This is a genomic window from Bacillus sp. FH, assembly GCF_052216825.1.
Lineage (GTDB): Bacteria > Bacillota > Bacilli > Bacillales > Bacillaceae_G > Bacillus_A > Bacillus_A paranthracis.
Genome location: NZ_JBQOUU010000001.1, coordinates 2,614,670 through 2,627,048 on the forward strand (window position 1 = coordinate 2,614,670; position 12,379 = coordinate 2,627,048).

The 12,379-nt window shown below is 34.1% G+C and carries 11 protein-coding genes; 5 read left to right on the forward strand and 6 right to left on the reverse strand.

Features of this window, described 5'->3' with window-relative positions; translation table 11 throughout:
- Positions 1-160 precede the first annotated feature (160 nt).
- Positions 161-787 (forward strand): superoxide dismutase [Mn], encoded by a 627-nt coding sequence (gene sodA / locus ACTT1L_RS13780; protein ID WP_000094046.1) that lies wholly within the window; start codon positions 161-163, stop codon positions 785-787.
- 88 nt (positions 788-875) lie between these two features.
- Here the strand turns inward: sodA and ACTT1L_RS13785 are convergent, their stop codons facing one another.
- A complete protein-coding gene (locus tag ACTT1L_RS13785; protein WP_442821953.1) occupies positions 876-1,757 on the reverse strand; it encodes an NAD-dependent epimerase/dehydratase family protein in 882 nt (293 codons plus the stop codon).
- Positions 1,758-1,862: 105 nt separating this feature from the next.
- Entirely contained in the window at positions 1,863-2,453 is a 591-nt protein-coding gene (locus ACTT1L_RS13790; RefSeq protein WP_000542569.1) for an AmiS/UreI family transporter, read from the reverse strand.
- 379 nt (positions 2,454-2,832) lie between these two features.
- Here ACTT1L_RS13790 and ACTT1L_RS13795 point away from each other — a divergent pair, with 379 nt between their 5' ends.
- On the forward strand, positions 2,833-3,234 hold the full coding sequence (locus ACTT1L_RS13795) for a hypothetical protein (RefSeq protein WP_071742905.1): 402 nt from the start codon (positions 2,833-2,835) through the stop codon (positions 3,232-3,234).
- A 567-nt stretch (positions 3,235-3,801) separates the two neighbouring features.
- Here ACTT1L_RS13795 and galE read toward each other — a convergent pair.
- Together galE and trhA are read right to left on the reverse strand one after the other, a co-directional pair.
- Complete coding sequence (gene galE, locus ACTT1L_RS13800; protein ID WP_000996533.1) at positions 3,802-4,818, reverse strand: UDP-glucose 4-epimerase GalE; 1,017 nt, start codon at positions 4,816-4,818, stop codon at positions 3,802-3,804.
- A 186-nt stretch (positions 4,819-5,004) separates the two neighbouring features.
- Positions 5,005-5,652: a PAQR family membrane homeostasis protein TrhA gene (gene trhA, locus ACTT1L_RS13805; RefSeq protein WP_442821954.1), complete on the reverse strand. Its 648-nt coding sequence runs from the start codon at positions 5,650-5,652 to the stop codon at positions 5,005-5,007.
- Between the two features lie 164 nt (positions 5,653-5,816).
- Here trhA and ACTT1L_RS13810 point away from each other — a divergent pair, with 164 nt between their 5' ends.
- Positions 5,817-6,377 (forward strand): DUF1836 domain-containing protein, encoded by a 561-nt coding sequence (locus ACTT1L_RS13810; RefSeq protein WP_000427879.1) that lies wholly within the window; start codon positions 5,817-5,819, stop codon positions 6,375-6,377.
- Between the two features lie 38 nt (positions 6,378-6,415).
- On the opposite strand, the gene ACTT1L_RS13815 is transcribed toward ACTT1L_RS13810, so the two are convergent.
- Positions 6,416-7,861, reverse strand: a complete 1,446-nt coding sequence (locus tag ACTT1L_RS13815) for a DEAD/DEAH box helicase (RefSeq protein ID WP_001290603.1) — start codon at positions 7,859-7,861, stop codon at positions 6,416-6,418.
- A 477-nt stretch (positions 7,862-8,338) separates the two neighbouring features.
- Here ACTT1L_RS13815 and guaC point away from each other — a divergent pair, with 477 nt between their 5' ends.
- The gene (gene guaC / locus ACTT1L_RS13820; protein ID WP_000432434.1) at positions 8,339-9,322 is read left to right on the forward strand and encodes a GMP reductase; all 984 of its coding nucleotides are present in this window, start codon (positions 8,339-8,341) and stop codon (positions 9,320-9,322) included.
- A gap of 134 nt (positions 9,323-9,456) precedes the next feature.
- Positions 9,457-11,274, forward strand: a complete 1,818-nt coding sequence (gene pepF / locus ACTT1L_RS13825; RefSeq protein WP_442821955.1) for an oligoendopeptidase F — start codon at positions 9,457-9,459, stop codon at positions 11,272-11,274.
- A gap of 186 nt (positions 11,275-11,460) precedes the next feature.
- Here pepF and ACTT1L_RS13830 read toward each other — a convergent pair whose 3' ends face one another.
- Entirely contained in the window at positions 11,461-12,339 is an 879-nt protein-coding gene (locus tag ACTT1L_RS13830; RefSeq protein ID WP_000713636.1) for a radical SAM/SPASM domain-containing protein, read from the reverse strand.
- Positions 12,340-12,379 lie beyond the last annotated feature (40 nt).

Here is a 12,379-nt window from a genome sequence, read left to right on the forward strand (position 1 = left end):
GAATAAGAGTCACAAACGAAAGTCGAAGTGTTACTTTTATTGTACTATCTTTCAGAAAATTAAGAGATTACTATTGACTTTCATGAAAAATAGGTGTATTTTTTACTCAGGTAAATTATTTTTACCTAGACCAACTTTTAGAGAGAAAGGAGGAAATGTCATGTCTTCATTTCAATTGCCAAAGCTTTCATATGACTATGATGAACTAGAGCCATATATCGATAGCAATACACTTTCTATTCATCATGGAAAGCACCATGCGACATACGTAAATAATTTGAATGCCGCATTAGAAAACTATTCGGAATTACATAATAAATCTTTAGAAGAGTTACTATGTAATTTAGAAGCTTTACCAAAGGAAATTGTTACAGCTGTCAGAAATAACGGTGGTGGACATTATTGTCATAGTCTTTTTTGGGAAGTAATGAGCCCACGGGGTGGCGGCGAGCCTAATGGAGACGTTGCAAAAGTAATTGATTATTATTTCAATACCTTTGACAACTTAAAAGATCAACTGTCTAAAGCAGCAATTAGCCGTTTTGGAAGTGGTTATGGATGGCTTGTCCTTGATGGTGAAGAACTTACTGTAATGAGTACACCTAATCAAGATACACCTTTGCAAGAAGGAAAAATTCCATTACTTGTCATTGATGTATGGGAACATGCCTATTATTTAAAGTACCAAAATCGTCGCCCAGAATTTGTTACCAACTGGTGGCATACAGTGAACTGGGACCGGGTAAATGAAAAATATTTACAAGCAATTCAATCACAAAAACATTAGTCGTGCGTATAAGGTAAGTTTGGTAATGTAAAATTAGTATTGTCGAAATCCTCCAGAATCCCCCGGATTGCCACCGGGGGATTTATGATCATTTCATTGCATGTATGTAATAACGTAATACTTTTTCTATTTCTATTTTCAACCCTCGGAACGGGAATCCTAATTCATTAGCTTTTCCATTATGTAATGTACAATTAGTCAATTCATTATAAGGTGCTACATGATCTCCTACTTCTTGAATGAGTGATTTTATTCCCGTATTTTCTTCTATAAAATGAATAATTTCCCGAGTAGAAACTACCCCGTTGCTACAAGCATTAATTGGCCCTTCTATATCTTTCATCCCACACCAAGCTAAAAATTCCCCGGCTTCTTCTTCATGTATAAACGACAATTTTCCATCTAGATCATTCACTGCGATAGTTTCTTCTCTCACAATATGTTCAACGTAAAATTGTAACCTTTTCGTATAATCGTTTTCTCCAATAACAACCGGAAAACGAGCTGCAACAACTGGGAATGTTGCTTGTTGAAATACAACGGCTTCGGCTAATCTCTTTCCTTCACCATAATTGAAGTCATTCCTATCTCCATACGCGATTGCATACTCGTACGGATTAAAGTCTTCTTCTGATAAGCTTAGTGCAGGTTCATAGACAGCCATTGAAGATGTCATAACATACTTCTTCGTTTTCCCTCGTAACACTTCACATATTATCTTCGCTGCATTCGAGCTATAGCATAAATTATCGTATACAATATCATAACTTTTATCTGTTAGACGCTCTGTTAGTTGTTTTTCATCTTCTCTATCTACAATAAGTCTTTTTACTCTACTCCCAAAAAAATCTTCCGTAATTCCTCTCGTCGCAATCGTTACATCGTGCCCGTCTTGCAAAAGTGCTTCTACTAAATGTTTACCAAAAAATCTAGTTCCCCCTAGCACCAATACTTTTTTCAACTTTATCATCCCCATTTCGATAAATTGTAAAATACTACCTCTCTATTATAAATGCTAACATATAAAAAGCATGGAACTCGTTTAGCGATTCCATGCTTTTCTACAAAAAATATATTAACGTACTCGATATTTATAAATACAATAACAGAAGTATAAAATAGAAATTACAGATACATAAACCCATAATTCATATACGAATCCCTCTCCCCATACTCCCATAAAATAAAAGAGTGAAGGTAACGTCAATGTTACCCATGATTGTACGAAGGCAATCCTTCCAAGATATTGATTGATGTTCTTTTTTTGTGTATTTAATACAAAGAATAAATACCAAAGTAATGCCCACATAAACCACGTTAACGCATTCACAACATCGTGGAATTGAACAAATGAAACAACCATATAGAATAAAGCAATAATTGCTACCCAAATGCAGAACCAACCTAAACCGCTACTATCCATTCCTTTTATAAAAGTAACACCTACATATAAATAGGTTAATCCGAATAAGAAAGTAGCTGCATATGAATATACCGTCCAATTACTTTGATCAGAAATCATGATTAAATAGAACGGAATAATAATTTGTAGTGCACCCACAAATAAATTAAAAACACCTGCACTTTTCATCTCTGCTTTTCCTAATATAACAAGACTATTTAAAAATAAAGCTGCACCAGAAAGTAATAATCCTACATAACCCATGTATCCTCATGTGAAAACCTTACATTTTCACACTGTACCCTCCCTATCTTGTAAAAATTACATTATTCCTTATTCTCCTTCTTACTTACAACTCCATACAAAGTTTTTTCGAAAATAAGTCAGACTTCCTACCTTAAAAACAATAAAAAAAATCTCTTCGATACATGTCATACAGTGGTGATATTAATCAAAACGCATCACATAATAAAAACGCTTTCAATAATGCGCAACGCAATCAAAAAGCTAATAGGATTATTTGATTATAAACGCACTTTAACAATGATACAAGTATTGAATAATATATTTTCACTATCTCATTCTACTACTTATTCTCATAAAATATTGTACAATCATATTAATTTAGAAAGGTCTGTTATTTATGCCTTTTCATTATTCAATTCACTTTCCTATTTGCTCAACTGGAGTTTTAACGAGAGAACCCGCTACTGTTTCTGCAGTAGTAAACATTGTAAATCTAGATGTATATTACGAACACCCCATAAATCTAGAGGTTTGGGATTGGTCTAATTATTCTAATCCTGTAAAGTTACCTGTATTAATTGGTGAAAATGCAGAAGTAGAATTCCCATATGTTTTACAAGGCCATCATCTCGCAGTCTTTTATGCTAATTTAGATGAGACTATTGATTTGTATGAAATACGTATTTCTTATCCGGCTCACTCCAATATTATTGCAAATTATTTCGGACGAAGTCTCCCACCATATACAAGTCAAGAAGGAAACACAGTATATCACAAACAACTTGTTCGAATTCATTAATTCCTCCTATTATGTAATAGGTGGTGGTTCGTAATATATTCTTTCTTATGAGAAAATTGTATTACGGACCTAAAAGGCGATAGTACTCCTTAGCAGTTTTTGATTGTTCAAAATCCCCAATTTTGTATAAGGAATAGGCTTGAATCAAAACCTTTAATTTCTTTTAATAAATTTACATATGCTCGTTGAAATTGCTCTTATGTTGCTGGCTGATCATAAAGTGAAACTTTAATCAGTAGCATTTTACGGGTAGTTGATTACCCACCTATATCCTTTCCAATAATTTTCCTTATTTATAACAATACCTTTGTAACACTTTTCAATCTTCATTCACTTACTACTAGGCTATATTAAATGCACTTTCGTTCTAAGACGAGAAATAGAGCGTATACTTAATAATCAATATCTTTACTGACATTGAAAATATTGATTCCTACACGTGTTGCCAGTCAAATATTCCTATAAAACAGCGAACGTTCTTTTCTAGGTTAGCTAATAAACTTAGTAGAAAATGAATATAAAAAATGACCTCTTGCTTTTATGCAAAGGTCATTTTTTTATTTATCATTAAACTTCCAAATAGCCATTTTTATTATTTGATTGCCATCTCCAAGAATCTGCACACATTTCTTCTAATCCACGTTTTGCTTCCCATCCTAGTTCACGTTTTGCCTTTGATGCATCTGCAAAACATATTGCCACATCGCCAGGACGACGCTCTGTAATTTTATAAGGAACCTTTTTTCCTGAAACCCTTTCAAATGCTTCAACCATCTCAAGTACACTATACCCTGTACCTGTGCCCAAATTATAAGCATCTACTCCTGTTGTATTCAGTACTTTCTCTAGCGCTTTTACGTGACCTTTTGCTAAGTCTACAACATGTATGTAGTCACGGATGCCTGTTCCATCTTTCGTTGGGTAGTCATTTCCAAATACACTTAATTCTTTTAGCTTACCTACTGCCACTTGTGTGACATATGGCATTAAGTTATTTGGAATTCCATTTGGATCCTCTCCAATACGTCCACTTTCATGTGCACCAAATGGGTTGAAATAGCGAAGTAACGCGATACTCCATTCTCTATCTGCAAATGCTACATCACGCATAATTTGCTCAATCATTAATTTCGTTTGACCATATGGATTTGTTGCACTTAATGGAAACTCCTCTGTAATCGGTGACGTTTCCGGGATACCATATACAGTTGCGGATGAACTAAAAATCATCTTCTTTACATTATGTTTCTGCATTACTTCACATAGCACTAAAGTGCTCGTAATGTTGTTATGATAATATGTTAATGGAATTGCTACTGATTCCCCTACAGCTTTAAATCCTGCAAAGTGAATAACTGCTTCGATTGCATTTTCTTCAAAAATCGCGTCAAGTGCTTCTTGATTTAAAACATCTTCTTTATAAAACTTAAATTGCTTTCCTGTTATTTCTTTCACTCGATTTATAGATTCTACCGAGCTATTCGAAAGATTATCAACTACTATAATTTCGTAACCGCTATTTAGTAATTCTACACATGTATGACTACCAATATACCCTGCTCCACCTGTTACAAGTATTGCCATAATTATAGTCCTCCATATTTCATTCATTATAAACTTCTCAAAGTATATCACATATTTCTTATCCTATGTTTAATATGCGAACACATAAACTTACATTTTATCCCATAATAATTTTATAACATATACGATTCCAATCAAGTAATAAGAAAAACGCCACATAATTTTTGTTATGTGGCGTTTTTCTTATTAAATTACGTAACAATATACACTTAGAAAATGTGCAAGACTACCTAATAATACAAAAACGTGAAAAATTTCATGATGTCCCATATATTTAAACTCTAGCCATTTTGGCTTTGTTCCATAAATACATCCACCAATTGTATAAAAAATGCCCCCAAGTACTAAGAAAACAATGCCTCCTGTACTTAAATTCTCAGCTAACGGTGCAAAGAATAAAACAATTAACCAACCCATCGTAATATAAATTGCTGTCGATAACCATCTTGGACAATTAAACCAAAACATTTTAAACACAATGCCGCAAATCGCAGTTGCATAGACTAAACAAAATAATAGCAAACCACTTGCTGAATTTAATGTAATTAAGCAAAAGGGTGCATATGTACCTGCAATTAATATAAAAATCATAGAATGATCTAGCTTCCTAAAGAAGTAAATAACACGTTCATTGGCCACAACACTATGATATACAGCTGATGCCGTATAAAGGACCATCATTCCAATCCCAAACAAAATAACAGCTGTAATTGCAGCAAATGATGGCATCTTGATAGAAACTTTCACAAGCATAGCTAATAAGGCAATAAATGATAATATCGCTCCACCTAAGTGAGTAAATGCATTAACTGGTTCCCTTACGTAAGTATTCATAATAACACCCCTCATATAATTACATGTAGTTTTAATAACTACGTGTAATTATATACACATTTCTTTTTAAGGTCAACATTTACAATTTATTTGTTTCGTAATACCATATTTAAGGATGTATTAGACATTAAGTTCCACTAAGTTATAAAAGTGAGGGATTCTACGTGGAAAATATAAATGAATTACTTGAGACATTGCATTTAGAAAAAAATATTAAACTTGAGGATATTCCAAATGTCGACTTATATGTAGATCAAGTTGTCCAACTATTTGAGAATACTTATGCAGATACAACGAGAACGGATGATGAAAAAGTATTAACAAAAACGATGATTAATAATTACGCAAAAGGGAAACTATTCATCCCTATCAAAAATAAAAAGTATTCAAAAGAGCATATGATTTTAATTAGCTTAATTTATCAATTAAAAGGTGCTCTTTCCATTAACGACATAAAAAGTTCATTAGAAACTATAAATGACTCCTTATTAAATGATGATTCATTCGAATTAAATACGTTATACAAAAATTATCTTGCTCTTACTGAAAGCAATGTCGAAAGCTTTAAACAAGACGTAAATAACCGTGTTACAGAAGTAAATGAGATTTCTTCCTTAGAAGACACAAAGCTAGAAAAATTTCTACTACTAACATCCTTCGTGACTATGAGTAATATGTATAGACGTTTAGCGGAGCAACTAGTGGATGATTTAAAAGAATCATAAATAAAAACTATCCACCTATTAAAGTGGATAGTTTTTATTTACTTAATTGCTTCATGAACTTTTAGTTGTTTCCCTTTAATCGTTGTAGTCTTCATGACTTTCAAGACAAGTGGTCCTTTTCCATTTAATATTTCAACGTAAGAAACATTATCTTGTATCGTAATAATGCCTATATCTTCTGCTGTAATACCTTTAATTTTAGCGATTGTACCGACGAAATCTACCGCCCTAATTTTCTTTTTCTTCCCGCCATTAAAGTAAAGCTTCATAATGCCTTTGTTGATGTCTGCATTTTTATCTTTCTTTATAATTGGTTTCGCATGTATCTTTTCTTCAAATGCAGCTTTCCCTTTCATAACTTCTTCTTTTGAAGGTCCAATTGCCTTTGGAATTTCAAAGCCAATATACTCCTCAATCTCTTCTAAAAATCTATTTTCATATGGTGTTATAAATGTAATAGCTTTTCCACTATTTCCAGCTCGTCCCGTTCTTCCAGTACGATGTACATAGCTTTCTTTTTCAAGTGGAATATCATAATTAATAACATGTGTAATATTATCAATATCAATTCCCCTCGCAGCCACGTCTGTTGCTACTAAATAACGAAATTTTCCTTTTCTAAAATCATCCATGACTTCAAAACGATCTTCTTGTACCATACCACCATGTATTTTGTCACAAGGATAGTTAGCTCGTTTTAATTGTCTATATACATGATCTACATTTTCTTGTGTACGGCAGAAAATAATACAGCTATCAGGATTCTCAATCGTTGTTACATCTTTAAGTAGTGAAAGCTTCTCGTCTTCTATCGCCTCAAAAAGAGTATGTTCAATTTTATCCGTCGTAATCCCAGCCGCTTTAATTTCAATATGAGTTGGTGCATTCATATATGTACGTGATAACCTTTCAACATCTTCCGGTAAAGTTGCTGAAAATAGCATTGTCATTCTATTTGTAGGTAATTCATCAATAATTGCCTCTACTTGATCGATAAAGCCCATGTTTAGCATTTCATCCGCTTCATCAATCACTAAATATTTTAATCGCTCTAAAGAAAGGGTCCCTTTTTCAATATGATCCAATACACGCCCTGGAGTCCCTACTACAATATGCGTCTTTTGCTTTAACTCTAATTTTTGACGTGCAAATGGGGATTTACCATAAATTGCGGCGGCTTTAATTCTTTTGAATCGCCCTATATTTGTAATATCTTCTTTCACCTGTACCGCAAGCTCTCTCGTTGGTGTTAAAACTAATGCTTGTGGTTTATTCTCTGCCCACTCCACCATTTCACAAAGTGGAATACCAAATGAAGCTGTTTTTCCACTTCCCGTCTGGGACTTCACAACAAGATCCTTCTTTTGTAATGCGACTGGAATAACCTTACCTTGTACTTCTGTTGGATGATCATACCCTAAGCCAGTAAGTGCCCTTACAATTTCTTTACTTAATTTATACTCAAAAAACCCTTTTTCACTCATATATTAACCTCATTTTATTCTGTATTATTTTCTTTTTTATCTTTTGTATACGTTACTATCGCCCTACTTATTATACTTGAAACCTCACATAAAAAGATGGATTATGCCAGATTCATCTTTTTACATAGAAATAAACCTTATCATTTCATATATTGTTCAACTACTTGATAACATCTTTTGCTCGTATTGTTAGCATTAACCTTTTCATAGAATCCTACATCCACTCAAAAAAAATAAAAAGAATACATACATCCTTGTATAATTATCTTAATTTTTCAACCTTTTTTATAGACGAACAATATAAAACAAAAAACATTTTAAATTCGTTTTTAACGTTGTTTTTTACATATAAAATCTACTTTTTAAAAAAACGTTAAGAAATCCTTTGACTTTTTAATGAAAACAATGTAAATTATCATATGGACGAACATTTTTGATTAATAAAAATAAAATATTCGTATTTTAGGGGTGTAAATGATGGAAAACGTATTCGACTATGAAGATATTCAATTAATTCCTGCAAAATGTATTGTGAACAGCCGCTCTGAATGTGATACAACTGTCACTTTAGGTAAACATAAATTTAAATTACCTGTCGTACCTGCAAATATGCAAACGATTATTGATGAAAGAATTGCAACTTATTTAGCTGAAAATAATTACTTCTATATCATGCATCGTTTCCAACCAGAGAAACGAATCTCATTCATTAGAGATATGCAATCACGTGGATTAATCGCTTCTATTAGCGTTGGTGTAAAAGAAGACGAGTATGAATTCGTACAACAATTAGCTGCTGAGCACCTTACGCCTGAATACATCACGATTGATATCGCACATGGACATTCTAATGCTGTAATCAACATGATTCAACATATTAAAAAGCATTTACCAGAAAGCTTCGTTATCGCTGGAAACGTTGGAACTCCAGAAGCGGTAAGAGAATTAGAAAACGCTGGTGCTGACGCAACAAAAGTTGGTATTGGACCTGGTAAAGTTTGTATTACTAAAATTAAAACAGGCTTTGGAACTGGTGGTTGGCAGCTAGCTGCACTTCGCTGGTGTGCAAAAGCTGCAAGTAAGCCAATTATCGCTGACGGTGGTATTCGTACACATGGCGACGTAGCTAAATCTATTCGATTTGGGGCGACTATGGTTATGATCGGTTCTCTATTCGCTGGTCATGAAGAGTCTCCAGGGGAAACAATCGAAAAAGACGGCAAACTTTATAAAGAGTACTTCGGTTCAGCTTCTGAATTCCAAAAAGGTGAGAAGAAAAACGTTGAAGGTAAGAAAATGTTCGTTGAGCATAAAGGTTCTTTAGAAGACACTTTAATCGAAATGGAACAAGATCTTCAATCTTCTATCTCTTACGCTGGTGGAACAAAATTAGACTCCATTCGTACTGTAGATTATGTAGTCGTGAAAAACTCTATTTTCAACGGTGATAAAGTATATTAATTTTTAAATTTAACTCGAGGGACAAGCATTTTTATGCTTGTCCTTTTTCATATATAGAAATGTAAAATATTTTCATTTTACTGAATTTTCTAGTATCATATTTTTAGATACTTATAATAAGGGGGATATAATATATGAAAGATGTAATTGAGAAACGCTATATTCGTGCAGAAGTTCCTACTGAATTAACATGGGACCTCTCTGATTTATACGAATCTGATAAAGAGTGGGAAACTGCATTACGTGTATTAACAGATGATATAAAAAAACTTGATGCGTTTAAAGGACAATTACACAATAGCCCTACCACCTTATTACATTGCCTACTTTTAGAAGAAGAGCTTTTAATGAAGTTAACAAAACTATATTCATATGCAAATTTAAAAGAATCTACTGATCGTACAAATCCAGTTATTCAAGCGAACTCTTCCAAAATTGCCGCTTTATGGACGAAAGTACATACGGCGCTATCCTTTATTCATAATGAAATTCTCTCATTAGAAGAAGGCACAATTGAAAAATATTTAACGGAAGAAACAAAACTTGAACCTTTCCGTAAATCATTACTAGACATATTACAAAAAAGGCCGCACACGCTCTCTCCTGAAACTGAAGAAGCACTTGCTGCACTTGGCGAAGTACATAGTTCTCCATACAAAATTTACGGTATGACTAAATTAGCCGATATGGATTTTAACTCCATACAAGATGAACAAGGAAATGAACTCCCTGTGTCGTTTGCATTATTTGAAAGCAAATATGAGTTTTCTCCAAGCGCAGACATACGTAGGAAAGCATACTCATCATTTGTTTCCACCTTGAAACGATATAAGAATACAGTGGCAACAACATATGCGACTGAAGTAAAAAAACAAGTAACACTCTCTCGCTTACGCAAATTTGAATCTGTTACTCATATGCTTTTGGAACCTCAAAAAGTTCCACTTGAAATGTATAACAATCAACTCGATATTATTTATAAAGAATTGGCGCCTCATATGCGCCGTTTTGCAGATTTAAAAAAGAAAGTATTAGGACTCGATGAAATGCTGTTCTGCGACTTACACGCACCTTTAGATCCCGAATTTAATCCGACAATTACTTACGAAGAAGCTGGAAAACTTATTCAAGACTCTTTACAAGTACTCGGGGATGAATATAGTTCCATTATCGAAAAAGGATTCAAAGAAAGATGGGTCGACCTTGCAGATAACGTAGGCAAGTCAACTGGAGCATTTTGTTCAAGTCCATATGGTTCTCATCCGTACATTTTAATTACATGGCAAAATACGATGCGCGGCTGTTTCACATTGGCTCATGAATTTGGGCATGCTGGTCATTTTTATTTAGCAAATAAAAACCAGCGTATTATGAATGTACGTCCATCTATGTACTTCGTTGAAGCACCATCTACAATGAATGAATTACTATTAGCCCAGCATTTATTAGCGACGAATGACGATAAGAGAATGCGTAGATGGGTGATCCTGCAACTACTCGACACATATTATCATAACTTTGTTACTCACTTACTTGAGGGAGAATATCAAAGAAAAGTATACAGCCTAGCAGAAGAAGGTGGAGCACTTACAGCTACAACTTTAACTGAAATAAAAGCAAATGTACTTTCAACATTCTGGGGAGATTCCGTAAAAATTGATGAAGGTGCTGGATTAACTTGGATGCGTCAACCTCATTATTATATGGGCTTATATTCTTACACGTATTCCGCAGGCCTCACTGCATCTACTGCGGTGGCTCAAATGATTAAAGAAGAAGGACAACCTGCTGTTGATCGCTGGTTAGATGTACTTCGCGCTGGTGGTACGATGAAACCACTGGAATTAATGAAACATGCTGGAGTCGATATGTCAAAACCAGATACAATCCGCAGAGCTGTTTCTTACGTTGGTTCCTTAATTGATGAATTAGAGCGCTCTTATCAAGAATAAAGTGAAACTTTAATCAGTGGGGGCCATCCCCCACTGATTATTAGCCCTCACCAATCGGGCTTTTACGGACAGTTGATTCCCTACCTAACTTCTTTGCTTCCGCTGAATTTTGAGGTAGGAATCTTACTGCCCGGCAAATAGCGGGATAAAAAATAAGCCCTCGCTTTATGAGGGCTTATTTCATGTTTACTTTCCAAATCTTTTACGGTATCCACATTTTCTACATAGCTCTTCAACTGCAACTCTTCTGGAAAATCCATCAACAATGTTTGTTGCTCTTTCGCCTTCTATAATGTTAGAGAATGAATCATTATTAATATTTCCAAGGTTAATAATCCCTTCACCATCTAAACAACAAGGAATAACCGTTCCGTTCGCTAAAATACCAGCTTGATTTCGAAGCCCATGACAGAATCCTTTTCCATCATCCTCTTCTTCATGCAATGCTGGCCACTGGAATTCATAGTCTTGATTAATAAAGACACGTTCCGCAATTTTTATACCTTTTCCTGGTGTAAGCTTCTCTTCAATTTGATAAGATAAATTAAACTCATTTTCAATGATAGATAATAACTCTCTATTCTTCTGGATTTCAGCATTTGTTTTATTATCCTGCGTTAAGTTCCATAATCTAAGTGAAACGATTAAATCCGATTGACTTGTCGCCTCTCTAATGAAGGAAAGTATACTTCTTACATACCCCTCTTTGTCTTGTGAACCTGGGTGCCCATCAAAACTATGCAGTGAAAAATTCATTTGTCTTAAAGCAGGCTTATTTAACAATCTATGCCTTCTCTTATTAATTAACGTTCCGTTCGTTGTAATATTAACTTTAAACCCTTTTTCATGGCTTAAATCTAACAATTGATCTATTTTTGGATGCAGCAACGGCTCACCCTTCACGTGCAAATAAATGTAGTCTGTGTGTGGTTTAATTTGGTCTAACCTTTTCGCAAAATCCTCCACAGAAATGAATTGCTTCTGTCTTTCCGTCGGCGGACAAAAGCTGCACGCAAGATTACATACACTCGTAATCTCCAAGTAAAATTTCTTAAACTTCTTCACCTTTAACTCCTCACTTCTATGACTACTTATACTTTTTCCT

Coding starts and splice junctions, on each gene's coding strand:
- ACTT1L_RS13815 (WP_001290603.1), bottom strand. CDS start 7,861: ATGAGTGAAAAAGGGTTTTTTGAGTATAAATTAAGTAAAGAAATTGTA.
- trhA (WP_442821954.1), bottom strand. CDS start 5,652: ATGAATACTTACGTAAGGGAACCAGTTAATGCATTTACTCACTTAGGT.
- galE (WP_000996533.1), bottom strand. CDS start 4,818: ATGGCAATACTTGTAACAGGTGGAGCAGGGTATATTGGTAGTCATACA.
- ACTT1L_RS13795 (WP_071742905.1), top strand. CDS start 2,833: ATGCCTTTTCATTATTCAATTCACTTTCCTATTTGCTCAACTGGAGTT.
- sodA (WP_000094046.1), top strand. CDS start 161: ATGTCTTCATTTCAATTGCCAAAGCTTTCATATGACTATGATGAACTA.
- pepF (WP_442821955.1), top strand. CDS start 9,457: ATGAAAGATGTAATTGAGAAACGCTATATTCGTGCAGAAGTTCCTACT.
- ACTT1L_RS13790 (WP_000542569.1), bottom strand. CDS start 2,453: ATGGGTTATGTAGGATTATTACTTTCTGGTGCAGCTTTATTTTTAAAT.
- ACTT1L_RS13785 (WP_442821953.1), bottom strand. CDS start 1,757: ATGATAAAGTTGAAAAAAGTATTGGTGCTAGGGGGAACTAGATTTTTT.
- guaC (WP_000432434.1), top strand. CDS start 8,339: ATGGAAAACGTATTCGACTATGAAGATATTCAATTAATTCCTGCAAAA.